This window comes from Streptomyces spinoverrucosus (assembly GCF_006539505.1).
Classification (GTDB): Bacteria; Actinomycetota; Actinomycetes; order Streptomycetales; family Streptomycetaceae; genus Streptomyces; species Streptomyces spinoverrucosus.
Genome location: NZ_BJND01000002.1, coordinates 55,755 through 80,201, shown reverse-complemented (window position 1 = coordinate 80,201; position 24,447 = coordinate 55,755). Strand labels below are relative to the sequence as shown.

Annotated in this window: 24 protein-coding genes; 9 read left to right on the top strand and 15 right to left on the bottom strand. The window is 70.5% G+C overall.

Going from position 1 to position 24,447, the window contains the following annotated elements; translation table 11 throughout:
- Nucleotides 1-126: 126 nt before the first annotated feature.
- From SSP24_RS00400 to SSP24_RS00375, 6 genes are all read right to left on the bottom strand, one after another.
- Complete coding sequence (locus SSP24_RS00400; RefSeq protein ID WP_141306500.1) at nt 127-669, bottom strand: hydrogenase maturation protease; 543 nt, start codon at nt 667-669, stop codon at nt 127-129.
- Complete coding sequence (locus SSP24_RS00395; RefSeq protein ID WP_141306499.1) at nt 666-2,390, bottom strand: hydrogenase maturation protein; 1,725 nt, start codon at nt 2,388-2,390, stop codon at nt 666-668. The genes SSP24_RS00400 and SSP24_RS00395 overlap by 4 nt, the downstream gene beginning before the upstream one ends.
- Nucleotides 2,391-2,547: 157 nt before the next feature.
- Nucleotides 2,548-3,300 carry a DUF4142 domain-containing protein gene (locus SSP24_RS00390; RefSeq protein WP_141306498.1) on the bottom strand — a complete coding sequence of 251 codons (753 nt, stop codon included), beginning with the start codon at nt 3,298-3,300 and terminating at the stop codon, nt 2,548-2,550.
- Nucleotides 3,301-3,464: 164 nt separating this feature from the next.
- Nucleotides 3,465-4,706 carry a cation:proton antiporter gene (locus SSP24_RS00385; RefSeq protein ID WP_141306497.1) on the bottom strand — a complete coding sequence of 414 codons (1,242 nt, stop codon included), beginning with the start codon at nt 4,704-4,706 and terminating at the stop codon, nt 3,465-3,467.
- Nucleotides 4,707-4,712: 6 nt separating this feature from the next.
- Entirely contained in the window at nt 4,713-5,198 is a 486-nt protein-coding gene (locus tag SSP24_RS00380) for a cation:proton antiporter regulatory subunit (protein WP_141306496.1), read from the bottom strand.
- Between the two features lie 86 nt (nt 5,199-5,284).
- Nucleotides 5,285-5,518, bottom strand: a complete 234-nt coding sequence (locus tag SSP24_RS00375; RefSeq protein WP_141306495.1) for a twin-arginine translocase TatA/TatE family subunit — start codon at nt 5,516-5,518, stop codon at nt 5,285-5,287.
- Between the two features lie 122 nt (nt 5,519-5,640).
- Between SSP24_RS00375 and SSP24_RS00370 the strand changes: the two genes are divergently transcribed.
- The 4 genes from SSP24_RS00370 to SSP24_RS00355 all read left to right on the top strand — a co-directional run bounded on the left by SSP24_RS00370 (nt 5,641) and on the right by SSP24_RS00355 (nt 9,634).
- Nucleotides 5,641-6,027, top strand: coding sequence for a BlaI/MecI/CopY family transcriptional regulator (locus SSP24_RS00370; RefSeq protein WP_141306494.1), 387 nt, complete (start codon nt 5,641-5,643; stop codon nt 6,025-6,027).
- A 6-nt stretch (nt 6,028-6,033) separates the two neighbouring features.
- On the top strand, nt 6,034-6,969 hold the full coding sequence (locus SSP24_RS00365) for a M56 family metallopeptidase (protein WP_141306493.1): 936 nt from the start codon (nt 6,034-6,036) through the stop codon (nt 6,967-6,969).
- 278 nt (nt 6,970-7,247) lie between these two features.
- Entirely contained in the window at nt 7,248-8,615 is a 1,368-nt protein-coding gene (locus SSP24_RS00360) for a hemolysin family protein (RefSeq protein WP_141306492.1), read from the top strand.
- Entirely contained in the window at nt 8,612-9,634 is a 1,023-nt protein-coding gene (locus tag SSP24_RS00355; RefSeq protein WP_141306491.1) for a hemolysin family protein, read from the top strand. The genes SSP24_RS00360 and SSP24_RS00355 overlap by 4 nt, the downstream gene beginning before the upstream one ends.
- A gap of 281 nt (nt 9,635-9,915) precedes the next feature.
- Here the strand turns inward: SSP24_RS00355 and SSP24_RS00345 are convergent, their stop codons facing one another.
- The 5 genes from SSP24_RS00345 to SSP24_RS00325 form a co-directional block, all read right to left on the bottom strand.
- Nucleotides 9,916-10,341: a DUF7144 family membrane protein gene (locus SSP24_RS00345; protein ID WP_229864816.1), complete on the bottom strand. Its 426-nt coding sequence runs from the start codon at nt 10,339-10,341 to the stop codon at nt 9,916-9,918.
- 105 nt (nt 10,342-10,446) lie between these two features.
- Nucleotides 10,447-10,938, bottom strand: a complete 492-nt coding sequence (locus SSP24_RS00340) for a gluconokinase (RefSeq protein ID WP_167529471.1) — start codon at nt 10,936-10,938, stop codon at nt 10,447-10,449.
- A gap of 41 nt (nt 10,939-10,979) precedes the next feature.
- On the bottom strand, nt 10,980-12,413 hold the full coding sequence (locus SSP24_RS00335) for a glucose-6-phosphate dehydrogenase (protein ID WP_141306489.1): 1,434 nt from the start codon (nt 12,411-12,413) through the stop codon (nt 10,980-10,982).
- Nucleotides 12,410-14,239 carry a glycoside hydrolase family 15 protein gene (locus tag SSP24_RS00330; protein WP_141306488.1) on the bottom strand — a complete coding sequence of 610 codons (1,830 nt, stop codon included), beginning with the start codon at nt 14,237-14,239 and terminating at the stop codon, nt 12,410-12,412. The genes SSP24_RS00335 and SSP24_RS00330 overlap by 4 nt, the downstream gene beginning before the upstream one ends.
- A gap of 48 nt (nt 14,240-14,287) precedes the next feature.
- Entirely contained in the window at nt 14,288-15,337 is a 1,050-nt protein-coding gene (locus SSP24_RS00325) for an NAD(P)-dependent alcohol dehydrogenase (protein WP_141306487.1), read from the bottom strand.
- 271 nt (nt 15,338-15,608) lie between these two features.
- Between SSP24_RS00325 and SSP24_RS00320 the strand changes: the two genes are divergently transcribed.
- Nucleotides 15,609-16,658: a lactonase family protein gene (locus tag SSP24_RS00320; protein WP_141306486.1), complete on the top strand. Its 1,050-nt coding sequence runs from the start codon at nt 15,609-15,611 to the stop codon at nt 16,656-16,658.
- Between the two features lie 46 nt (nt 16,659-16,704).
- On the opposite strand, the gene SSP24_RS00315 is transcribed toward SSP24_RS00320, so the two are convergent.
- Both SSP24_RS00315 and SSP24_RS00310 read right to left on the bottom strand, forming a co-directional pair.
- Nucleotides 16,705-17,514, bottom strand: a complete 810-nt coding sequence (locus SSP24_RS00315) for a universal stress protein (protein WP_141306485.1) — start codon at nt 17,512-17,514, stop codon at nt 16,705-16,707.
- A 96-nt stretch (nt 17,515-17,610) separates the two neighbouring features.
- Nucleotides 17,611-18,240, bottom strand: coding sequence for a hypothetical protein (locus tag SSP24_RS00310; RefSeq protein WP_141306521.1), 630 nt, complete (start codon nt 18,238-18,240; stop codon nt 17,611-17,613).
- 474 nt (nt 18,241-18,714) lie between these two features.
- On the opposite strand from SSP24_RS00310, the gene SSP24_RS00305 reads away from it, so the two are divergent.
- A complete protein-coding gene (locus tag SSP24_RS00305) occupies nt 18,715-19,701 on the top strand; it encodes a GlxA family transcriptional regulator (RefSeq protein WP_229864818.1) in 987 nt (328 codons plus the stop codon).
- On the opposite strand, the gene SSP24_RS00300 is transcribed toward SSP24_RS00305, so the two are convergent.
- A complete protein-coding gene (locus tag SSP24_RS00300; RefSeq protein ID WP_141306483.1) occupies nt 19,639-20,787 on the bottom strand; it encodes an amidinotransferase in 1,149 nt (382 codons plus the stop codon). The genes SSP24_RS00305 and SSP24_RS00300 overlap by 63 nt on opposite strands.
- 203 nt (nt 20,788-20,990) lie before the next feature.
- On the opposite strand from SSP24_RS00300, the gene SSP24_RS00295 reads away from it, so the two are divergent.
- The 3 genes from SSP24_RS00295 to SSP24_RS00285 are packed head-to-tail and all read left to right on the top strand — an operon-like array spanning nt 20,991 to nt 22,900.
- Nucleotides 20,991-21,662, top strand: coding sequence for a dienelactone hydrolase family protein (locus SSP24_RS00295; RefSeq protein ID WP_141306482.1), 672 nt, complete (start codon nt 20,991-20,993; stop codon nt 21,660-21,662).
- A gap of 34 nt (nt 21,663-21,696) precedes the next feature.
- Nucleotides 21,697-22,680 (top strand): SDR family oxidoreductase, encoded by a 984-nt coding sequence (locus tag SSP24_RS00290; protein ID WP_141306481.1) that lies wholly within the window; start codon nt 21,697-21,699, stop codon nt 22,678-22,680.
- 40 nt (nt 22,681-22,720) lie between these two features.
- Nucleotides 22,721-22,900: an alpha/beta fold hydrolase gene (locus SSP24_RS00285; RefSeq protein WP_218037058.1), complete on the top strand. Its 180-nt coding sequence runs from the start codon at nt 22,721-22,723 to the stop codon at nt 22,898-22,900.
- A gap of 86 nt (nt 22,901-22,986) precedes the next feature.
- On the opposite strand, the gene SSP24_RS00280 is transcribed toward SSP24_RS00285, so the two are convergent.
- The gene (locus SSP24_RS00280) at nt 22,987-24,360 is read right to left on the bottom strand and encodes a hypothetical protein (protein WP_141306480.1); all 1,374 of its coding nucleotides are present in this window, start codon (nt 24,358-24,360) and stop codon (nt 22,987-22,989) included.
- Between the last annotated feature and the right edge of the window lie 87 nt (nt 24,361-24,447).

Sequence of the window (24,447 nt, the reverse complement as noted above, 5' to 3'; positions counted from 1 at the left end):
TTGAGGTGGGTGGCGCGGGGCCGTTCGGGCGTGTCGGTCCGGTCGGCCCGGCGCACCTCGGTGATGGGCACGCGGGCGCCCATTACACGGCGGCGGTCCGACGGCCGCCCGAGCGGCGCGCCGCGGTCACACGAATGCCTGGCCCGTTCGGTGCACCGGGCCGGTCGCCGGATCGCGCAGCAGACCGACGACCAGGCGCACCGCTTCCGGCAGCGCGGCGGCGACGGCTGGGCTGAGGCCGATGCCTTCCTCGACGGCGGCGGGCTCGCACCCCACCACCAGCGTGCGCCGCGGCGGCACCGCACGGGTGCCCGCGCACAAGGTGTCCAGCAGGGCCAGGACGGCGTCGGGTGACATCCGGTGGCCGTCGAGGGGGAGGCTCGTCGGCGGCTGCCGGCTCCCCGGTTCGGTCGCGTCGATCACATACAGCGTCCCGGGCTGCCCGCCGCGCGCCGTCGCGTCGAGGAGTACGAGGGTGTCGTACCCGTCGAGCAGTTGGTACGCCAGGTGCACCCCGCGGATGCCGATGTCGGCGACCTCGACGCCGGGCGGCAGTTCCTGCCCGGACAGCAGGCGGGCGGCCTCGACGCCGAAGCCGTCGTCGCCGAGGAAGAGGTTGCCCACCCCGGCGACCAGGGTGCGCGGCCCGGGTGGGGTGGTGGCGTTCACGCGTCCTCCCGGATCCCGTCGATGTCCGTGGCCGCCGGGTCCAGTACGGCCCTCGACTCGTTCGTAGGATCCGGCCCGGCCGGTGCCCGCTCCTTGCGTACGAAGGCCCTGCGCAGCGCGTGATAGGGCGCGCCGGGGTCCGAGAAGATCCTCCGCATGCGGATCAGTTCCCGCTCCCGGACGGCCGCCAGCGGAGTGACGGCCTCCCGGCGCTCGCACTCCGCCTTCTTCGCGGCGAGGCGCGACTGGACGAGTGGGGACGCCGCCAGCCGACGGGCCAGGAGAGTGACCTCGGCCGTGAACCGTGCCGGAGCGCACTCGATCACCCGGTCGATCAGCCCGATGTCCCTGGCCCGGGCGGCGGTGACCGGCAGCGCCTCCTGGGTGAGCCGCTCCGCCATGGCCGTACCGACCCGGCGGGGCAGGCTGTACGTCCAGTATTCGGAGCCGTACAGCCCCATGCGCCGGTAGTGCGGATTGAGCACCGAGCCCGAACGGCACCACACCTCGTCGGCGGCCAGCGCCAGCATCACGCCCCCCGCCGCGGCGTTGCCGCCGACGGCGCTCACGACGACGCGGTCGGTCGTGGTGAGCACCGCCTCGACGAGGTCGTTCATCGCGTTGATGTTGGCCCAGGACTCCGCGGCCGGATCGGCGGCGGCCTCGATGACCCCCAGATGGATCCCGTTGGAGAAGAAGTCCCGCCCGGCACCCAGCACCACCACGGACGTCGGCCGCTCGCACGCCGCCCGGTAGGCGGCCAGCAGGCGCCGGCACTGGTCCGTGGACATCGCCCCGCCCGGGAACGAGAACGACAGGACACCGACGGGCCCGTCCTCCCGGTACCGGATGTCGGACCAGGTGGCGTCCTGCGCGGTCGGCAGCGCGGGCAGTCGCTCGCCCAGCGCGGTCACGGCGGGCAGCTTGCACGCGCGCGGCGCACCGGCCGCCGTACGCTCCCGCAGCTCGGGGATCCATACCGCGCCGTCGGTCGTGGCCCGGCAGATGGCACCCGCCCGGGTCGCCAGCAGTTCCCCGGGCCGCCCGCGCAGCCGGAACTCGGGATGACCGCCGTGCAGGTACCACTCCCCGCCCAGCAACTCGTCGAACACGCCGGGCTGCGAGTCGGCGGCGCGCAGGGTGCGCAGCACGGTGTCGGTGGAGTCGTCGGCCCAGGAGATACGGCGGTTCTGCTGCCGCATCACGGGCCTGGTTCGCGCACCGGGCGCCCTCGGCAGTGTGCCCTGCTCCAGCGGCACATACCGGCCGGAGGCGAACCGCTGCACGGCCAGCAGCACGGCCTCGACGGCCGCGTCGGACACCTCGTTCCGGTACAGATCGCTCTTGCCCACGCACGGGACGGGGCATACGGCCGTCGCCCACACCGGCCCGGCGTCCATCTCCTCGTCCGCCTGGAGCACGGTCACGCCCCACTCTTCGACGCCGTCGTGGATGGCCCAGTCCAGCGAGGAGGGCCCCCGGTCGCCGACGGGGCCGGGGTGGACGATCAGACAGGTGTGGCTCGACCACACGTCGCGCGGTACGACGGCCTTCAGCATCGGCGCCACGACCAGGTCCGGGGCGTGCCGCCGGACGGCCGCCCGCACGTCGTCGCCGCACGGCGTCACCTCGACGGCGACGCCGTGCCCACGCTCACGCAACTCGGCGTGCACGCGCTGGGTGAGGCTGTTGTAGGCGCTGCCGATGAGCAGGATGAGCATGCCTGCGATGGTCATACAGGCGCCATCACGGACGTCGACGCGAATCCCGCCGGTCACTCGTTGGGGTTGGGGTTCCCGCCATATGGGCGGCGGCCGGACCGAGTGCGCTATGGGGAGAGTGAACGCTGAACTGGAAGAACTCCAGCTCAGGAAGCGGTCACCGCACCTCCCCCGCGGCCGACGGACTGGGCGTAGGCGACGTGGTGTTCACGTTGAGGTCCGGGCGGGGCTTGAGGGCCAGCACGGGAGAGCCCGGCTGCGGCGGTGGCGGGGTCAACTGGTCCTTGGGCAGCTTCGGCGGCGTGGTCTGCTGGAGGAGGACCTGCTCGTAGTTGACCATGCCGGTCTTCTCCAGCACGGTGATGTGGTCGAGCACGGTGTCATTGGCCTGGTCGGCCAGCGTACGGACCAGACTGTTCTTGGTGTTGGCGCGGATCTTGGCGATGGCCGGGAAGATCTGGCCATGGGTCACACGCATGATGTTGACCGCCGTGATGTCGAACTGCTGGCCCGTCTCCGCGTCCACGGTCGCCACGAACTGCTGCTGTTGCGGTGTCGCCTGGTTGGGCAGGGTGATGCCGAGTTCGGGGGCGATCCTGCGGCAGGTGGCGTCGAGTCCGGCATGTCCGACGATGAGGTGTGCGCCGGCCTCCTTCATCTCCGGAGTCGTGCCCCGCTCCATGGCCATCTCCCCGAGCGGGTACTCCCACAGCCCCGCCGAGCGGACCTTGACGACGAAGTCACGGTCGGCCTCGGTCAGCGGACCGTAGGGCGTGTTGGCGATGATCCGGTCCTGCGAGCCGGCGGTGTTCTCGATCCCGAGCATGGCCGGGTACGCGAGGGCGGCGAGGGTCAGACCCAGCGCACCGAACACGAAGATGCTCCCCAACTTGCTGGGTGAGACGGGCATGGAGCCTCCTGACGCGAGCGGTTGGTACGTCAGGAGGTACGGATGAGCCGGTCGGATCCATCATTGCGCTGGTCAAAATTTGCCCGCTGACGTGTGTTGTGTGTCACAGGCCCGAACATCTCGACGGTCGCGACCTGAAGCACGCGGCCGTACGGCCCAGTCGGTCATGCCCGGCCGACGGTGTCCTGGTCGTTCAGGTGCGCGGGGGTGGGGTTCTTCCCGGCCTCGGACGTCGACGCGGACCTACGGCGCCGACGCGCGAGTCGGGTGGCGACCGGCTCCGTGCAGCGGGCGGTGAGCGGGCCGAGCAGGACCAGGATCAGAACGTACGCGGTGGCCAGCGGGCCCAGGGAGGGCTCGATCCCGGCCGTGATGGCGAGTCCGGCGATGACGATGGAGAACTCGCCGCGCGCCACCAGCGTGCCGCCCGCCCGCCAACGGCCCTTCGCGGCGATGCCCGCCCGTCGGGCGGCCCAGTAGCCGGTGGCGATCTTCGTCAGCGCGGTGACGGCGGCCAGGGCGAGGGCGGGCACCAGGACGGGCGGGATGCTCGCCGGGTCGGTGCTGAGGCCGAAGAAGACGAAGAAGACGGCGGCGAACAGGTCCCGCAACGGGGCGAGCAGACTGTGCGCACCCTCGGCGACCTCCCCGGACAGCGCGATGCCGACCAGGAAGGCACCCACGGCCGCGGACACCTGCACCTGCTGGGCGAGCCCGGCGACCAGCAGGGTCAGCCCGAGGACGACCAGCAGCAGCTTCTCCGGATCGTCGCTGGAGACGAAACGGGAGATGTGGCGGCCGCACCGCACCGCGAGGACCAGCACGACGGCGGCGGCACCGAGCGCGATGGCCAGAGTGATACCTCCGGCCACCAGGCCGACACCCGCCAGCAGGGCGGTGAGGATCGGCAGGTAGACGGCCATGGAGAGGTCTTCGAGGACCAGGATGCTCAGCACGATCGGGGTCTCACGGTTGCCCAGCCGCCCCAGGTCGCCGAGGATCTTGGCGATCACACCGGAGGACGAGATCCAGGTGACGCCCGCCAGTACGACGGCTGCGACCGGACCCCAGCCGAGCAGCAGCGCCAGGGCGGCACCCGGCAGGGCGTTGAGGGCGGCGTCGACCAGCCCGGCGGGGTAGTGCGCGCGGAGGTTGGAGACCAGGTCGCCGGCCGTGTACTCCAGGCCCAGCATGAGCAGCAGCAGAATGACGCCGATCTCGGCGCCGACGGCGACGAACTCCTCGCTGGCGCCCAGCGGGAGCAGCCCGCCCTCGCCGAAGGCCAGCCCGGCCAGCAGGTACAGCGGTATCGGCGACATCCGCAGCCGCCCGGCGAACCGGCCCAGCAGTCCCAGGGCGAGGATGATCGCTCCGAACTCGATCAGGAACACGGCCGAGGACTGCACGGCGGTTCACTCCCGCCCGAGTATCGCGGCGGCGGCCTCCACGCCCTCGCGGGTACCGATCACGATCAGCGTGTCGCCGCCGGCCAGCCGGAAGTCCGGTGTGGGGGAGGAGATCGCCTCGGTCCGGCGCAGGACGGCCACGATCGAGGCGCCGGTCGTGGTGCGGATCCGGGTCTCGCCGAGCAGCCGCCCGTTCCAGTGCGAGTTCCCGGACAGCTCGATCCGCTCGGCCACCAGTCCCAGCTCGGTGGTGGACAGCAGGTTCGGCAGGTGGGGCGCGGGCAGCAGCGCGTCGATGAGCGTGGCCGCTTCCTCCGCCGTCAGCCGCACGGACAGGGCGCAGTCGTCCGGGTCGTCCTTGCGGTACGCGCTCAGGGTCCGCTCCCCGTCGCGGTGCGCGACCACCGACAGATGCCGGTGCTCGTGAGTGGTCAGGTCGTAACGGACACCGATGCCCGGAAGCGGCGTACTGCTGAGGCGTGGAGCATCCATGGCGACCACCTCTGAGAACCATCGTAGGGTTCGCGCCGGAAACCGGTGACAAGGTGCCGTTCGCCTTCAAGCAGGGGTTGGTGTGTTCACTGCCGCCGAGCCGAATCCTGGGCTGTGGGCGTGATCGTCTCTCCCTGGACCACGCGCGGCGCGGCCGCCTGCTCCCCGGCCGGAGTCTCCTGTTCCTTCATCGCCCTGGCTTCCGCCTTCAGGATTCGCGCCGACTTGCCCGCCGAGCGGGCCAGTTCGGGCAGCTTCTTGGCGGCGAGGACCGCTATGACGATGATGAGGATGATCGCGAGTTCACTGAGTCCGAACATGTGAGTGCCGCCCCTTTGGTCGAATCTACAGGACTGTAGAAGCATAGGGTACGTGGGAGAGGGGCGGGTGTCCGTACGATGGACCGCCCGTGAAGTGCGCGGCAGGGGAAGGGAGACAGGGCGTGACGGATCACCGGCGTCCCCGGCGACGGGGGCAGGGCGAGCTGGAGGTGCAGGTCCTGGCCGCCCTGCGGGAGGCGGACGGGCCCGCGACCGCCGGCTGGGTGCAGGAGCGGCTCGGCGGCGACCTCGCCTATACGACGGTGATCACGATCCTGACCCGGCTGCTGGCCAAGGGCGCGGTGACCCGGGAGCGTGCCGGTCGGTCCTTCGCCTGGACGCCGGCCTCGGACGAGGCGGGCCTCGCGGCCCGGAAGATGCGCAAGGTGCTGGACGCCGAGCAGAACCGCGAGGCAGTGCTCGCGAGCTTCGTCACCGCCCTCGACCCGGAGGACGAGCGGCTGCTGCGCGAGCTGCTGGGTCGGGCGAAGGACGAAGGGGGAGACTGAAGCCTCATGGGGGTGTTCGTCTTCCTGCCGCTGGTGCTGCCGCTCACGGCCTGGCCGGTCGCCCGGCTCGCCGAGCACCACCTCCACCCGCGCGTCGCCACCCGGCTGCTGACGGGCGTGGCCGGCGTGATGGCGGTGTGCAGCACGGTGTGCCTCGGGCTGCTGATGGTGGTCGGCACCGCGCAACTGCCCGGCAACCCGCTGCCGGACGGCTGGTCCGACCCGGAGGTCCGCGCGGCCGTCCCCTACGACGAGGTGGCCGGCAAGGCGGCCATCCCCGCGCTGCTGGCGGTGGCTGTGGTGTGCGGTCGTACGCTGTGGCGCCACGCGCGGGTACGCCGCCGCGCCCACCGGGCACTTGCCGCACTGCCCGCCACGGAGGTCGCCGTACTCCCCGACGACGCGCCCTACGCGTACGCCCTGCCCGGCCGCGGCACCCGTGACCGGATCGTCGTCACCACGGCACTGCTGCACGGCCTGCAACCCGCCGAGCGCCGCGCCCTGTTCGCGCACGAGCGGGCGCACCTGGCCGCTCGTCATCACCGGTTCCTGCTCGTAGCGCAGCTGGCGGCGCGCGCCAACCCCTTCCTGCGCCCGCTGCGTACGGCGGTGTCGTACACGACGGAACGCTGGGCTGACGAAGAGGCGGCCCGGGCCGTCGGCGACCGCCGGACCGTGGCGCGCGCGATCGGGAAGGCGGCGCTGGTCGCTCAGGGGGCGCCGGTACCCACACTCGCGGGCTTCGCCGCACCCGGCCCGGTGCCGCGCAGAGTCGCCGCCCTGCTGGGCCCGGCGCCCGCGACACGCACCTGGCCGTCGGTGTTCACCGGCGTGGGAGTGGCGGCGTGGACGGCGGCCGCCGGTACGGCGGTGTCCGCGATGTCGTCCGCCAACTCCGCGGTGACGTTGGTCTTCATCCTGCACGCGGCGACACCGCTCTGATCACGTCCGTCACGTGGAACATCCGGCGACGCTCGGACGTTCTCTACAGGCGAGTAGAAGCATAGGGTGGACGCAGGCATCGAAGGCGGTGTCGCGGCCCTTGACTTGACCAGCGTGCTTTGCTTGTCCTTTACCATAGGGGAGCGTTGATCCGACGCCCTCCCGTCCGACGTACCGAGAACGAAAAGGAGCCACGGTCCCGCAATGGGTGAGCCTCCCAGTACCAGCCGTGCCATGCCCCGCCCGCCGTATGTGAGTGAGGAAACGGGGGTGGCACGGTGACCGAGATCCTGCTGCTCCTGCTGGCCCTCCTGCTCACACTGGCCTGCGCGGTGTTCGTCGCCGCCGAGTTCTCCCTGACCACCGTCGAGCGCGGTGACCTGGAGCGGGCCGCCGCCGCGGGTGAGCGCGGCGCCGAGGGCGCGCTGAAGGCCGTGCGCCGCCTGACGGTCCAGCTGTCCGGCGCCCAGCTCGGCATCACCGTCACCTCGCTGGTGATCGGCATGCTCGCCGAGCCGTCGCTCGCGGCGCTGCTGCGCGGCCCGCTGGAGGCGGTCGGCCTCGGCGGCGCGGCGTCCTCCGTCGCGACCGTGCTCGGCGTGGCCGTGTCCACCGTGGTGCTGATGGTGGTCGGCGAGCTGGTACCCAAGAACTGGGCGATCTCCCGACCCCTCGCGGTCGCGAAGGTGGTGGCGGGCCCGCAGCGCGGCTTCACGGCCGCCTTCGGCCCGTTCATCGGCCACCTGAACAACACGGCGAACCGTTTCGTACGCCGCCTTGGCCTGGAGCCCGCAGAGGAGCTGGCCTCCGCCCGCAGCCCCGAGGAGCTGGTCGCGCTCGCCCAGCACTCCGCCGCCGAGGGCGCGCTGGAAGCCGACTCCGCCGAGCTCTTCGTGCGCACCCTGCACCTCGGCGAGCTGACCGCCGAGAACGTCATGACCCCGCGCGTCGACGTCAAGGCCCTCGAAGCACACGCCACGGCCGCCGACGCCGCGAACCTCACCCACGCCACCGGCCTGTCCCGCTTCCCGGTCTACCGCGACAGCCTGGACGACGTCATCGGCACCGTCCACATCCGCGACGTGCTCGCGCTGGCACCGCCGAAGCGGGCGGTCACCCCGATCACCGAGCTGGCCACCGCGCCCCTGCTGGTGCCCGACAGCCTGACCGCCGACCGGCTCCTGGAGCGGCTGCGCGCCACCCGCACCATGGCCGTGGTCATCGACGAGTACGGCGGCACGGCGGGCGTGGCGACGATGGAGGACATCGTTGAGGAGGTCGTCGGCGAGGTCCGCGACGAGCACGACCCCGTGGAAGTGCCCGACCTGCTGCCCACCCCCGCTGCCCCGGACGGGCGCCCGGCATGGGAGGCGGACGGCTCCGTCCGCATCGACCGGCTCGCCGGGATAGGACTGACGGCCCCTGAGGGGCCGTACGAGACCGTGGCCGGTCTGGTCGCCACCCGTCTCGCACGCATCCCCGCCAAGGGAGACGTCCTGGACCTGGACGACGGCTGGCGCCTGGACGTCCTCGACGTCGACCACCACCGCGCCGACCGTGTCCGCATCACCGCACCCGCCCGGCTCCCGGTCCAGGCGGTCCCCGCGGCAGCGAGGAGTAATGCGATGGGGGAGGCGTCCCGATGACCGTGCTGCAACTCGCCATCGGCGCCCTGACCCTGCTGACCAATGCCTTCTTCGTAGGCGCCGAGTTCGCCCTGATCTCCGTACGCCGCAGCCAGATCGAGCCCCGCGCGAAAGCGGGCAACACGCGGGCCCGGATGACCCTGTGGGGCCTTCAGCACCTCTCCGCGATGATGGCCACCGCCCAGCTCGGCATCACCGCCTCCTCGCTGGTGCTGGGCGCGGTCGCGGAACCGGCCATCGCGCATCTGCTGGAGCCCGCCTTCGAGGCGGCCCACATCCCGCACGGGCTGGTGCATCCGATCGCGTTCGTCATCGCGCTCACCGTGGCGACGTATCTGCACATGCTCATCGGCGAGATGATCCCGAAGAACATCGCCCTCGCGGCGCCGGTCCCGACCGCCCTGCTGCTCGGACCGCCGCTGGTCGCCGTCACGCGCGGCCTGCGTCCGGCGGTGTTCGGTATCAACGCCTTCGCCAACACCCTGCTGAAGCTGCTGCGCGTCGAGCCGAAGGACGAGGTCGAGTCGGTCTTCACCGACGACCAACTGGCCCGGATGGTCGTCGACTCCAGCGAGGCCGGGCTGCTGTCGCCCGCCGACGGGGAACGGCTGCGTGACGCGCTGGAGCTGGGGACCCGCCCGGTGGGCGAGATCCTGGTCCCCGTGCCGCGGATGCGCACGGTCGGCCACACGGTCACCCCGGCCGAGCTGGAGCGGATCGCGGCGGAGGCGGGCTACTCCCGCTTCCCGGTCACCGGCCCGAACGGCAGCCTGCTGGGCTATCTGCACATCAAGGACACCCTGGGCGTCACAAACCGCGACCAGCCGTTCCCGAGCACCGCGCTGCACAGGGTCACCCGGGTCCGCATCGACACCCCGCTGGACGACACCCTCACCGCGCTGCGCGCCGACGGCAGCCACCTGGCCGCGGTCACCGGCGCGACGGGTACCGTCCTCGGCTTCGTGACGATGGAGGACGTGCTCTCGGAGCTGGTCGGCCCGGCACCGGCGACGGCCTGACCGGGCGGCCGTCTTTGCGACGGCCGCCCGCGGTTGTCTGTCGACCGTTGAGAAACCGAATGGTCCAATCGGCAGTCACCGATTTCACGAAGTCTTCGTCGATCTCTACTTCCTGCGCAAGATCCCAGTGGAACGGCGACGACCGTTGGCGCCGATCCCCAGGCCGGACCAGTGACCCGCTGCAAGGCGCTTCGCTTGCCCGACCCCTCGTTCGAGCCGCCCTTCGAAGAGTTCCAGGCGTTCTGACCTCGCCGCTGGTGGAGAGGCCTTGCTCACGGTGTTCACGTGTCGTAAGGCGCGCTGAACCTGCTCAATGTCCAGATGGCGAGGAGGTCGAGCGTCATCACGCTGATCGACCACAGCGGATAGTACGGAATGAACATGAACTGGGTGACCAGGCTCACCGCGCCCAGCGCCACACCGGCCCCTGTGCCCCAGCTCTTGCCGAGCAGGACTCCCAGGCCGGCGGCCACGAGCGCGATCCCGATCACCAGATGGAGCCAGCCCCAGGTCGTCAGGTCGAACCGGTAGGTGTAGCGGGGTGCGCTGAAGATGGTGTCGCGTGCGATGCCGGTGATGCCGAGAAGAATGCTCAGCGACCCGCTCAACTCCAGCGCCCAGCCGGCGAAAAGGGACGGGCCTGTCACCCGGTCGCTGCTGCGGGGCTCTGTCGTGCGCTGCCGGACCCCGCCGGGTGTCTCCGCCATGGTCACGACCTTTCCGAACGGCGTTTCCCTGAGAGCCTCAGCCTCGCTTTGCTGCCTTCGCGGCGCGACTGCACCAGGCTGTCCGGGTGACGGGGCCGTGCCCTGCTACTGACGCAGCAGCAGGTCTGCGGCCATGTCGACGACGGTGTCGGCAGCCGGCGTTGCGTCGAGCTCGGCTCCTCGCTCGTCCGGTTCGAGGGGTTCGAGCGTGGCGAGCTGCGAGTCGAGGAGCGACGTCGGCATGAAGTGGCCGGTGCGCCGGCTGAGCCGGTCTGCCAGTAGCTCGCGGTCGGCTGTCAGGTGCAGAAAGAAGGCGCCCGGGCAGGCCGCTCGCAGCGTGTTTCTGTAGCGTCGCTTGAGTGCGGAGCATGCGACCACGGCACCGGTGCCCGCTGCGTCGCGCTCGTGCAGCCAGCGACCGATGGATTCCAGCCAGGGTTGACGGTCGGCGTCATCAAGCGGAGTGCCGGCGGACATCTTGGCGATGTCGGCCGGGGAGTGGAAGTCGTCGCCTTCCGCGAAGGGCACGCCCAGCCTCTCCGCGAGCAGGCGAGCCACCGTGCTCTTGCCGATCCCGGCGACACCTGTGACCACGATGCACGGGATTCGACGCTCGGCGCTGCGGGACACCACAGAGTTCAGGGCGCACCACCCGGGGGCGCCGCTTCGGCGTGCAACAGGTCACCCCGTCGCTGCTGCCCGCTTCCGTATGGCCGGGGAGGTGGCCCGTCGGAGCCGGCCGGGTACTCCTCGAGCGGAACCAGATCCCTCTCCCATGCGCTCAGCACGGGTGTCAGGACGCGCCAGGCCTCTTCGGCCTCGTCGCCTCGGATGGACATGGCGGGGTCCCCGGTCAGGACGTCCAGCAGCAGCCGGCCGTAGGCGGGGAGGTGGGGCGGTTCCATCCGCGCCGTCAGCGACAGCGGGGCGAGGGTGTTGGTGTGGGCGCCGATGCCTGTCAGGTCGAGGGTCAGGCCTTCCGGTTCGAGGCCGAAGCGGAGCACGTTGGGGCGGGGTTCTCCGCTGTGGCCGAAGGGCAGGTGGGGCACGGACCGGAAGCGCACCGCGACCTCCTTGCGGTCCGCACGGAGTGCTTTGCCGCTGCGGAGCCGGAAGGTTGTTCCCGACCAGCGCCAGCTGTCCAGTTCCAGTTCCACCTCGGCGTAAGTCTCGATACGGCGCTGTGGGTTGACGCCTTCCTCGTCGACGTAGGCGGGGACGTCGTGGTCTGCGATCCGGCCGGCCAGGTAGCGTGCACGGCGTGTGCGGCGTACGACGTCGTCCTCGGTGAGGAGCCGCACGGACCGCAGCACGTCGACCTTCCGGTCGCGGAGGTCGCGCTCGCCGAGGGTGAGGGGCGGTTCCATGGCCACCAGGCAGAGCAACTGCAACAGGTGGTTCTGCACCATGTCCTTCAGCGCCCCGACGGTGTCGTAGTAGCCGGCCCTGCCTTCCAGTGCGAGGGTCTCGTCCCAGACGATGTCCACCTCGGCGATGTGGGTGCTGTTCCAGATGGGCTCCAGGACACGGTTGGCGAGTCGGCTGCCGAGCACGTTCTGGACGGTCGTCATGGCCAGGAAGTGGTCGACTCGGAACACGGCCTGCTCGGGGAGGAGGTCGGCCAGCAGCTGGTTCAGCTGCTGCGCGCCGGCCAGGTCCTCGCCGAAGGGCTTCTCCAGCACGATCCGGCTGCCAGCCGGCAGGCCCGCCTGGTGCAGCGCGGTGACCACGCGGGGGAAGAGAGCCGGGGGCAGAGCGAGGTAGACGGCGACGGGCCCCTCACCGGCGATGACCGAGGCGAGGTCGGCCGGGTCGGTGACGTCGGCCCGTTGATAGCGGGCCGTGCCCGCGATCGCCGCCTTGGCGTCGGCCGGATGATGCCCACCATGGCGATCGATCTGCTCGGTCACCCATGCCCGGTATCGCTCGCTGTCCCAGTCCTCCCGGCTCGCGCCGGTCAACTGGAACCGGTCGCCGAGGTGCCCTTCCGCACGCAACGCGACCAGTGCCGGCAGCAGGTAGCGTGCGCTGAGGTCACCTGTCGCGCCGAAGATCACGAGCCGGTTGATCACGCGTTGACGCCTGCTTTCGCTCGGGCGAGGTTCACACCGCTGGCAGTGACCCCGATGTGGCTGAATGCCTGAGGGAAGTTGCCCATGAACCCTCCGGTGGACGGGTCGATCTGTTCCGACAGCAGTCCCAGGGGGCTCGCGCGGGCGCACAGCGAGGCGTACAGCTCCTCCGCCTCGTCGATCCTGCCCTGGCCGATGAGGTTGTCGACGAGCCAGAAGCTGCACAGCACGAAGGCGCCCTCGTCGCCGGCCAGGCCATCGGGTGACTCCTTGTGCAGATAGCGGTAGAGCAGGCCGTCTCCGGCCGACAGGCGTTCGGCTACGGCCCTGGCGGTGGCCACCATCCGCGGGTGATCGGCCGGGACGACCTGGCGCAGCGGAAGCGCGAGCAGGCTGGCGTCGACAGCGCCGCCGCCGTCGAGATGCGCGCTCAGGGTCTGTGCCTCCTCGTCCCAGGCCCTGTCGAGGATGAGCCGGCGCAGCTCGTCGGCCGAGTCTCGCCACTTGGCGACGTCTCCTGGCAGGCCGTGCCTCTCGCCGATCGTCGCAGCCCGGTCCAGGGCCACCTGGCACATCCCGGCCGAGTACGTGAACACCCGGCCTTCGCTGCGCACCTCCCAGATCCCCTGATCCGGCTGTCGCCACGCCTGTTGAGCTGCATCGGCCAGCTTGGCCAGGTTGGCCCACAGCGCCGGCTGGATGTCTCCGCCGGAGCGAAGCCACTGGTCGGCGCAGTCCAGGATCTCCCCGTAGACGTCGTGCTGACGCTGGTCGGCCGCTCCGTTGCCCCAGCGCACCGGGGCGGAGCGCTGGTAGCCCTCCAGTTCGTGGTCCTCCACCTCGTCCGGCACCGGGCTGCCGCCGAGGGCGTACATGATCCGGGGGCGCCGGCTGTACTCGAAGGCGTCGAGAACCCAACCCAGGAAGGCGTCGGCCTCACCGCCGAAGCCGATGCGGCGCAGCGCGAACACGGCGAACGCGGCGTCCCGGATCCAGGCATAGCGGTAATCCCAGTTGCGGATACCGCCGATCGGTGCAGGCAGGGAGGAGGTGGGGGCCGCGACGAGCGACCCGTTGTCCCAGTCGTCGCACAGTTTCAGTGTGATGGCCGCGCGTCGGACCAGCGGTTCCTCGGGACCGTCGTACTCGAAGTGCTGCATCCAGCGGCGCCACGCGTCGGCGGTGCCCCGCAGCATCGCGTCCACGTCGAACCGGTGGTGGCGATGGAAGCGCCCCCAGGACAGCACGAGATCGAGGCGTTCGCCCTGCCGGAGGTCATGGGTGCCGTGCAGAGCGGTCAGGGGACGGTTGGAGCGCAGGTGCAGACGCAGGTCCGGACGCCGGGACGGTCGTACCTCCAGCCCGCTGAACAAGGCCTGCGCCTGCCCGCCGCCCCGGGGCTCCAGGTCCATCCGCAGGCGTACCCTCCCGTTCAGGACCACAGCCGTACGGACGAGCTCGGCCCGGTCGGCAGGGGCGTCGTCGGTGAGGTCGGCCCCGGAGCGCAGGGCCAGCGCATCGGTGACGCGGACCAGGCCGGTGGTGCTGCGCAACTCGGTCGTCAGGATGCCGGTGTCGGGTTCGTAACGCTGCCGCGCCTCGACCAGGTCCTCCGGGGCCAGGGTGAAATGCCCGCCGCGTGTGTGATCCAGCAATCCGCAGAACAGGGGTTCGTCGTCGAATCGAGGAAGGCACATCCACGGAATGGATCCGTCCAGGCCGACCAGCGCAGCCGTCGCACCGTCCCCGATGAGGCCGAGATCTTCCAGCGGCAGGTATCCCTTCCGCCTGTGAACCGGCCGGAAGGGGGGGTCGGGATCGTACATGCCGTCTCTCTTCCCGCAGCGCCGTCAGTCGGCCACCGGAACACCCGGCTAGAAGGTGATCATTACTTTCACGACGTCGTCGAGCTTCTTGTCGGAAACTTCGAAAGCCCGCTCCATGTCGTCGAAGCGAAACTCATGGGTCGTCATGTGCGAGGGGTCGACAAGCTGTGCTTCCAGCACCCGCAGCAGTCGCTCCATGCGCAGCCTGCCGCCAGGGCACAGTCCCGTCGCGATCGTCTTGTCGGCCATGCCGACGCCCCATTCGACGCGGGGAATGCGCACGAATTCTCCCTCTCCGAAATATCCGATGACGGAGACCGTGCCCCCGGGCTTGGTGATCTTTACTGCGGTCTGGAACGTCACATCCGCGCCCAGCGCCTCGATGGCGGTGTCGACTCCCTCGCCCCGCGTCAGGTCAAGGATCCGCTCGACAACGTCCTCGCTGGTGAAGTCGACGATCTCGCCGGCACCGTACATGCGCGCGAGTTTCTGCCGGTCGGGAACCGATTCGACCCCGATGACAAGGCCGGCGCCACGGAGCCTGGCCCCTGCGGTCGCCATCAGACCCACCGGCCCCTGGGCGAGAACAGCCACGGTTCCGCCGATCGGGATGTTCCCCTTCTCCGCCCCCATGAAGCCGGTCGACAGCATGTCGGCGCAGTAGACCGCCATTTCATCACTGATGGCGTCGGGGATTTTCGCGAGATTGGCGTCGGCCTCGTTCACATGGAAGTAATCGGCAAAGACCCCGTCCTTGGAATTTGCGAACTTGAACCCCCCGAGCGGCGCTCCGGACTGCGACGGATACCCGTTCTGCGAGGCCAGGTCACCCCAGTCGGGGGTGATGGCACCGACCAGCACCCGGTCGCCGGGCCGGAAGTCCTTCACCTCGTCTCCCACGGCATGCACGATGCCCACCGCTTCGTGGCCCAGCGTCAGGTTCTCCCGCGGACCGATGCCACCTTGGACGGTGTGGGAATCGGACGTGCAGATCAGAGCCCTGGTCGTCTGTACGACGGCATCGCCCGGACCCGGTTGCGGATCGGGCTTCTCCATGAAGCCCACACGCCCGATCTCCTTCATCACGAATGCCTTCACTTGTCTGCCCCTTTCCTGGCGCACCGTTGCCGCAACAACGCCATGCACGCCCCGAATCGGCTCCTGGCATCCGGCGGCCGGCATCAGCCGCTCACTCTTACAACTGTCCCAAGGCCCGAGCCGGCTCGCGACCCGACCAAGGCGCAAACCACCTCCGCATCCCCCACAGCCATGTTGCTGAACCTGCCGCCCACACGCCGCATCGCGTGATGCCGCACCGGCGACACCTGGCTAGCGTCGGTTTCGCGAGCGAGCAAGGGCGGAGGACGCTGTGGGTGACAAAAGCACAGAGCGAGCCTTCATCGGGTCGTTCACCTCGGCGGGCGGGCGCGGAATCATGGCGGCCACCGTGGATCCGGCGACCGGAGCGCTGACCGGGACCGACGTCGTCGATGCCGTGGCCGACCCGTCGTATCTCACCGTCGAGCACCCGGAGGCGGGCCCGGTCCTCTACGCCGTCTCCGAGACGGCACAGGGAGCGGTCGCCGCCTACGACATCGCCGGTCCGGTGCCCCGCCCGATGTGCGCACCCGTGGCCGTGCACGGGGAGTCACCCACCCATCTCGCGGTCGCTCGCGGGCACCTGCTGACCGCCAATTACGAATCCGGCAGCGTCACCGTGCTGCCGCTCGCCGCCGACGGCACCCCACAGCCCGCCAGCGACGTGCTGCGCCACCAGGGCACTGGCCCGGACCCCGCCCGCCAGACGGGCCCGCACGCGCACCAGGTGCTTCCCGATCCCTCGGGACGCTGGGTGCTCAGCGTCGACCTCGGCACCGACTCGGTGCGGATCTGCTCCCTGGACGTACCAGCGGGCAAGCTGACGCTGCACAGGGAGACCGCACTGCGGCCCGGCACCGGTCCGCGTCACCTCGCCTTCCACCCGGCCGGAGATCACGCGTACGTCCTCGGCGAGCTCGAGCCCACCGTCACCGTGTGCCGATGGGACGCCACCGCCGGGGTGCTCGAGCCGGTGAAGGCGACATCGCTGTTCCCGGACGGCACCCCCCATGCCGTCTCTCCCTCGGCGCCGGTCGTCTCATACGACGGCCGCCACTTGTGGGCGGCGGTACGCGGCACCGACACCATCGCCGTCCTGACCCTCGACGCGGTCGGCGAGCAGGCGGACCTCGTCGCGTCGGTGCCGTGCGGGGGTCGATGGCCGCGCGATCTGGTCCTGCACCCGTCGGGCACGCGCCTGTATGCGGCGAACGAGCGCTCAGGCGACGTCACATGGCTGGACGTCGACTCCACGACAGGCATCCCCCACCGCGCTGGTTCCCTGTCGGTCCCGGCGGCATCCACCATCGTCTTCGTCTAACGGCGGGACCTCACGCGACGGGCGACCCTCACCACGCAAGCTCTGGTCACGCCCTGCCGCGGACGACGGCGACGGGGCAGTGCGCGTGGTGCAGCACCGCCTGGCTCACCGAACCCAGGAGCAGCCCGGCAAAACCGCCGCGCCCCCTGGCTCCGACGACCACGAGCTGCGCGGTCCTGCTCGCCTCGATCAACACCTCGCGGGATTCGCCGCTCGCCACTTCATGTCTGACGGTGACGTCCGGATACCTCTCCGTACGGCCGGCGAGCGCCTGGGCCAGCAGACGCTCCGCGCTCTCGACGCCCGTACCGACCGGCGCATAGTCCGGCAGCCACGCGTGCACGGCGACGATCTCAGCTCCCCGCAGCGCCGCCTCCGAGAAGGCGAAGTCGACCGCCTTCTCACCACCAGGGGAGCCGTCGACACCCAGCACGATCGGCCCGGCGTCGGCCGGTTCCTCGCGGACCACCAGCACCGGACACCGGCTGTGGGCGGCGAGGGACACCGCCGTCGACCCCAGCAGCATGCCGATGAAGCCCCCCATACCCCGGGAGCCGACCACCACCAGGTCCGCGGCACGCGATTCGGCCTCCAGCACCGACACCGCGTCACCGGTCACCACGGCCTCGGTGACCTCCACTTCGGGCGCCACGCTCCGGGCACGCTGCGCGGCATCGTGCACCAGGCGATTGAACGGCGACGGGTCCAGCGGTGCATACATGGGCCTGACCGGCCAGCTGAAGGCGTACACCACACGCAGCTCCGCACGACGCCGCCGGGCTTCCCGGGCCGCCGCTTCCGCCGCGGCAAGACTCGACGACGAGCCGTCCGCTCCGACGACGACCAGGTTGCCCACCGCTCCTCCATCACTTGCTTCGGCCTCCCAGCATCACTCCGGCGATACGTTGCTGCCACCTGGACAGGCGTGCGAGGCGCGCTGTCGCCTCGCAGGTCAGTACCGCTGCGCCTTGGCAAGGCGGGGTGTCAGTTTTGCCTCCGGGGGTTGTCGGCTGAAGGCGATGGGTTGTTCCTTCTTGCCAGGGGCGAGGTTCTCCGCGCCGACAAATTCGGTCTCGACAACTTTTCCGTTGGAGTCTTCGAAGTCGATCTGCACGGCGTACGAGGCCTTGTGGTCGGTCTTGTTGGTGATCGTGACCAGGACCGCGAGCAGCCCGCTGGTCTGGTTCCTGGGCAGGCCCGTCATGCCGACCTCGGACAGAGCGTTGCCGCGCCCCGTGACGTTCTTGAGCGCCTTCTCCGCGGCGGCGCTGGCGCGGGCGGCCTCGGCCTCAACGGATGCTTCGAACTCCGAGGCGCGGGCATATGCGGAGGAGGCCGCTGCCGAGGCCGAGGCGTGAGCGGAGGCGATCGCGGAGGCTGCTGCGGAAGCCAGGGCCGACGGCGGCATTCCGGAAAAGGCTGCCGTATCGGGACTGGTGGGGGTGGGCCGTGGCGAGAAGCCGGTGTCCTGGCCGCCGCCGTCGCACCCGACGAGGGCCCCGGCCCCCAGGACACAGCTGAGTGCGGACACGATGGCTCGATGGTGGGCCTTGCCGGCGCGACCGAGGTGGCTGAGGGGCATCTTGTCATCCTTTACGCCTTGCGCGGTCAATCGCACTCATCGTCGGCGCTGCGCGTGCGGCTTGCGAGTTGACTGTGGGCCGTTCGGATCGGCGCGTCCGGGTGAGCCGGAGTCGGCCATCGGCTCGGGCAGCTGTGTGATCCGCACCTGGAGGGTTCGCCCATGGCGCCGGTGGCGATGCCCCGAATTTACCGATCGGCGAACGTGAGGTGGGCCGCCGGGCGAGGTGGCAGCGGAGCTGTCCCTTCTTCCAGCAGCCTCCTCCCGAACCCGTCGTCGCGACGTTAATCGCAACGGGCTCTCCAGTGACTGCCGTGAGCTGCGGTTTCGCGTTCCCTACTCGATCGTTCCCTTGCGCGATCGGTGATCTCCCTCAAAGTCGCCCGGTGGCCTACCCTGTTGCCATGTCCTTGCCGCCACACAACCCACAGATTCGGACATGACACATCGGGTTGCCTTCCTGTTTTCGGCGGGGTGACCCTGCTCGACGTCAGCGGCCCCTTGGAGGTGCTGCACCAGGCGGGACGGCTCGGTCACCGCTACACGCCCGTGCTGGCCTCCCCACGCGGCGGTGACGTCACGACCTCCTCGGGCCTGGCACTGGCCCGGACCATGGCGGCGGCCGACGTCGGGCCGATCGACACGCTCGTGGTCGCCGGAGCCGACCTGCTCGCCGAACAGTCACCGGGCGAGGAGCTGCTGGCAGCGGCCGCCGTCCTCGCCGAGCGGACGCCGCGGGTGGCGTCGGTCTGCAGCGGCGCCTTCGTCCTCGCCGAGCTGGGCCTGCTCAACGGGCGCAGGGCGACCACACACTGGCGGCACGCCAAGACGCTGGCCCGCCGCTACCCCCGGGTGCGGGTCGAGCCGGACGCCCTCCACATCCGGGACGGCCGGTACGTCACCTCCGCGGGCATCAGCGCGGGCATCGATCTGGCCCTCGCGCTGGTCGAGGACGACCACGGAGCGGAAGCGGCCCGGTCGGCTGCCCGCGAACTGGTCGTCTTCATGCAGCGCCCGGGCGGGCAGTCGCAGTTCTCCACGGCATTGGTGACCCCGCCGGCCCGCAGCGACCTGCTGCGCTCGCTGACCGCGTCAATACTCGCCGACCCGGCCGCCGACCACAGCCTGCCCACCATGGCCGCGTCCGCCGCCGTCAGCGCCCGGCACCTGACCCGGCTGTTTCAGGCCGAACTGAACACCACACCCGCTCGCTGGGTCGAGCGCGTCCGCCTCGATCGCGCGCAGCAACTCCTCCTCGACGGGCACAGCGTGACCTCGGCAGCGCACCACAGTGGGCTCGGCAGCGACGAAACCCTCCGCCGTGCCTTCGCTCGCCACCTGGGCACCACCCCGACCGAATACCGCAGACGCTTCACGACCACACGCCCGCAGGATTCATCAGGGGAAATACGATTCGAGCGTGCCGCGACGCCGGACGTCGAGTGTCGCGCAGTGGAATGAGCCGCCGAACGGTGCGTAGTGCAGCAGGTCGCAGGGGATCGGCTCGAAGCCCAAGGTCTCGAGCGCGCGCAGCATGTCGGTGTGATGCCGCTCGGCGATGACCCGCTTCTCGTCGACCATCAGCACGTTCATACTGAGCCATTTGCCGCACATCGACGTGATTTTGAGCAGGCGCTCGTCGATGGGCCTGGGCTCGGGGGCGACCAGGATCTCCCACGAGCTCAGGACGTCGGGCAGCCGGTCGACGTCGATGTATTCGGGATTGACCAGTGCCTTGCCGGGTGCGAGCAGGACGAAGGTCGTGTCGATGTGCATGGGCGTACGGCAGCGGCTCTCGATCTCGTGGATGCGATAGCCGGGCCCGAGATGGCGGCGCAACCAGTCGATGCCCATCCGGTTGGTGACATTGCTCCGCGTGACGAACAGGTCTCGTCCCGCGCGTATGAAATCCGCCGCGTCGAACACGGGCTCGAACTCGGTGAGGATGTAGCGCATGGGTTCGTCCGAGTCGGGGATACGGAAATCCGGCTCGAACAGCTCGTCGGTGAGCTGCGGCTTCGGCGCCGCCGTCCAGCGCGCACCGCGCCGGAAGTAGTCCTTGAGGATCGGGCGATAGGAGTGGGTCTCGAAATACCGGCACGGCCAGGCCATCGGCGTTTCGATGATCTCGTCGCCGATCACCAGCATGCTGTCGCGCGGACAGGTGTTGCAGAAACCGCGCGACGACCAGTCGGGGGTGCCGTAGCGTCGTTTGTGGTCGACCGCGTCCGGGCGCCTGACGGTGATGTCGAGCGACTCCAGCAGGGTGATGAACTCGTCGAGTTCCTGCTGCGCCCGCTCGATCAGGATGTCCGGATATTTGAAACCGGCGGCGAGCTTCTGCAATCGCGCTGCCCACGGCGGGATGTTGCAGGTCACGACCGGATGTCCGGAAGGGATCGTCGCGCCTTCGAGACGCCCGACGATGATTTCCTCCAGCGGATCCCACTCGTTGTGTGAATTCACCGGCGAGACGAGCGGTTCGTCCGCCGCGGCGTTGGCGTCCCCCGCCGCCGCTGATATGCCGGTCCTCTGCGCTACCGCCATGCTCAACCGCTTTCGATCACAGGGTGGTAGTAACTCAATATGTTCATCATGTTACCCAAAGTGGACGGAAGTAGCCGTCCGGATCTCCGAGAGACGACGGTTGCGCAGGTGGCGATCGTCGTGCGGCGAGGCGGGTACGCGGTCGGGGAGAAGTGGATCCATCGATTCGCAAGGCCGACGGGCCGGGGAAGAAGTTGGTGTCGATGATTTCCGAGATGGTTCTGGTACCCACCGACGACGCGATGCTCCCGGGCGATCTCGTCGTGCCGACGCCCGCGCGGGCGGTGGTGTTGTTCGCACACGGCAGCGGCAGTTCCCGGCACAGCCCGCGCAACCGGATGGTCGCCGCCGAGCTGCGCACCGCCGGAATGGGCACCTTGCTGATGGACCTGCTCAGCGAGCGGGAAGAACGGCATGACGCGCTGACGGGCGAGCACCGCTTCGACATTCCGTTCCTGGGCCGCCGTCTGGTCGCCGCGATCGACTGGCTGAATGCGCAGCCCGACACCCGAGGCCTCCCGATCGTCGTCTTCGGCGCCAGCACGGGTGCCGCCGCGGCCCTGGTCGCCGCCGGTGAACGCCCGGAGCGTGTGCTGACCGTCGTGTCACGGGGCGGACGGCCCGACCTGGCCGACGACGCCCTGGACGCCGTACGGGCGCCGGTGCTGTTGATCGTCGGGGGCGAGGATCGGGAGGTGCTGCGGCTCAACGAGGAGGCGGCCCGACGACTCAACGCCCCGCACTCACTGCACGTCGTGCCGGGCGCCACCCACCTGTTCGAAGAGCCCGGGGCGCTTGAGGACGTCGCCGACGCCGCCCGGCGGTGGTGCGACGAGCGTCTACGTGCTGAGAGGGGGTCGGAGCAGGGCGAATGAACTCCGGCCCGGTCATTCCCGAGGAGGCGGCAGGATGCGCGTGCGCGATGCGGTAGTGGTGGTCACGGGGGCGTCGAGCGGTATCGGAAGGGCGACGGCCGAAGCGTTCGCCCGTAAGGGCTGTGCCGTGGTGCTGGCCGCCCGGGGCGAGGAGGCCCTGAAGGCGGCCGCACGGGAGTGCGAGCGGCACCGGGGCGCCCAGACGCTGGTCGTTCCGACCGATGTCACGGACGTCGCGGCGGTCGACGCTCTCGCCCGGCGCGCGGTCGAGCGGTTCGGGCGGATCGACGTGTGGGTCAACGCGGCGGCCGTCAGCGTGTTCGGGCCGTTCGAGGAGGTGCCGCTGGAGGACTTCCGCAAGGTCATCGACGTCAATGTCATGGGATACGTGCACGGGGCGCGGGCAGCGCTGCGCACCATGCGGAAGCAGGGCAGCGGCACCCTCGTCGACGTCTCGTCCGTGGCCGGGCTGGTCAGTCAGCCGTACACCCACGCGTACGTCATGTCGAAGCACGCCGTCCGGGCGCTCGGCGCGAGCCTGCGGCAGGAGCTGCGGATCGCGGGCGAGGCCGGGAGGATCCACGTGTGCACGGTGCTGCCGGCCAGCATCGACACCCCGCTGTTCCAGCACGCGGCCAACTACACGGGCCGCAAGGTCGTGGCCATGCCGCCGGTGTACAGCGCCGAGCGGGTCGCCCACGCCATCGTGGACGTCGTCCGCGTACCACGGCGTGAGGTGGTGGTCGGCCCGATGGGGCGGGCCATCGCGTTGCAGTCGCGGACGGCTCCCGGGTGGATGGAGCGGGCGGCGGCGCGCCAGGTGGACCGGGCTCACCTCACCGAGGACCCGGCCCCGGCGACGCACGGCAACCTGCACGTACCGGCGCCCGGGACCGGCTCGGTCGGCGGCGGCTGGGGCGGGCGGCGCAGGACCGCGGTCCGCCGCCTGGCCCTCGCGGCCACCGTCGTCGGCGTGGGCGTGGCCGTGGGCACCTGCCGCCGAGCCGCCTCCCGGTGAGGGACTGGCACGCACACGAGTTGACGCCAGGTGGTGTGCCGTGGCGGTGGACCTGCCCGGCTTCGGGCGTACGCCGGGCCCGCCCGGGCCGCTGGATGTGCACGGGCTGTCACTGGCGCTGGCCGACTGGCTGCGGGCCACCGGCCGGGGCCCGGCGCCGTTGGTCGCGGACTCCACCCCTGCGCGACGCACGCGGGAGCGGCGTGCGCGGCAGCCGTGATCCCCTCGTGCTGCGAGCCTGGGCGGAGGAGGTCACGACGCTGCTGCCCCGGGGCAGGTTCGCAAGAGACGCCCTGAGCGGACCTTTCAGCTCGCGGCCGTACCGACGGTTTCGATCCCCACCAGTCGGCAGGCGTCCGTGTGCCGCTGCTCGGCGAGGAACTCGTCCAGCTCCGCCAGGCCCAGCGGGGGCGGCAGCGGATGGCGTTCGGGCAGGGACGCCAGGGCGGGCTGATAGCGCAACGTGCTGCCGATGTCCTCGGGAAAGGCCCGCTCGTCCACTCCGAGCAGCCCGCCCTGCGCGCCGGCATACCGCCGGGCGAGCTCGCGCCATTGCCCGGCCGGGACCTGACCGACCGAGCGCAGACCGTTGGAGAAGAGATTCACGTGGATGTGCCGGTAGGGGTCCTTGTTCTGCTCCAGCCAGCGTTCGAGCAGGTGCAGTGAGGACTCGGCGGTGAACTGCAGCCAGAACGGGACGGCGCCCAGCCGCAGCGCCCAGTACGGCTCCCACTGGTTGTACGTCTCGACGAGCAGCCGGTCCCCCGGCAGGCCCCGTCGGCGGTACCACCAGCGGTACAGGTCGGCGACGAGCGGGCTGAGGTGCTCCGGTTCGCCGATGGTGATGCGGCGCACCCGGTAGCCGCAGCGTGCCGCCAGCGCCGTGATGTCGGCCGTGAGGCTGTCGTCGTACCCCCATTCCGCTTCCGGATACCGCTCGTCCGGTGGCGGGGCGTCCCACTGGCGGACGGCGGACTTCTGCTCGGCGAGGTGCCGGGCGACGCGGTCGCTGCCGCCGGCGTACTCGTCGGGCGGCATGCCGCCGAGGGCGCCGAACTGGAAGCGGTGCCGGTCACCCAGTACCGCCATGGGCCAGGTGAGGGTGCAGTCGACGATGAAGATGGTCGCGCCCGGAGCGAGCCGCTGCTCCAGGAATCGTTCCAGCACCGCGCCCAGCCGGAGCCGCTTGAACCGGAAGTACATGAAGCGCACGAGCATCGCCCGGTCCTGGACCGGGTCGTGCATATGGCACAGGGCGAGGTCGGGATTGGCCGCCACCATCTGCCGGCCGAACTGCAGGCCCGCTGTCATGGCCGCGCGCGGCTGGTCGGGGTCGAGTCGGGCCCGCACGGGCACGAGGTACGTCTGGGGCAGAACGGGAGCGTGCAGGGCGGCGGCGAGGTGGACGGCGGCCCCGCTGCCGGACCCGATGAAGGTCGCGGGGTACGGGCCGGGGCCGTACTGGTCGGTGGTCCAGGCCGCCAGATCCTCGCCGCCCACTCGGCGGACCTGCGTGAGCGGTGCGCCCTGCAGGTGGGCGCCGAGCATGAACAGTCGTCGTCGCGCCGGGGAGGGCAGATGGGCGATCAGGTCGGCCGCCCACGCGGATCCCGGAGCGATGCCCAGCCCCTTGAAGTCCTTGCCGCGAAGAAACCGGCCCACCGCCCGCACCGCTGCCACCGAGGAATCGAAGTCGCACAGACAACGGGCTGTCCGCAGGCGCTGACGCACGGTCCACCTCCGCTGTGCCTCGATCCACAGCGAGTA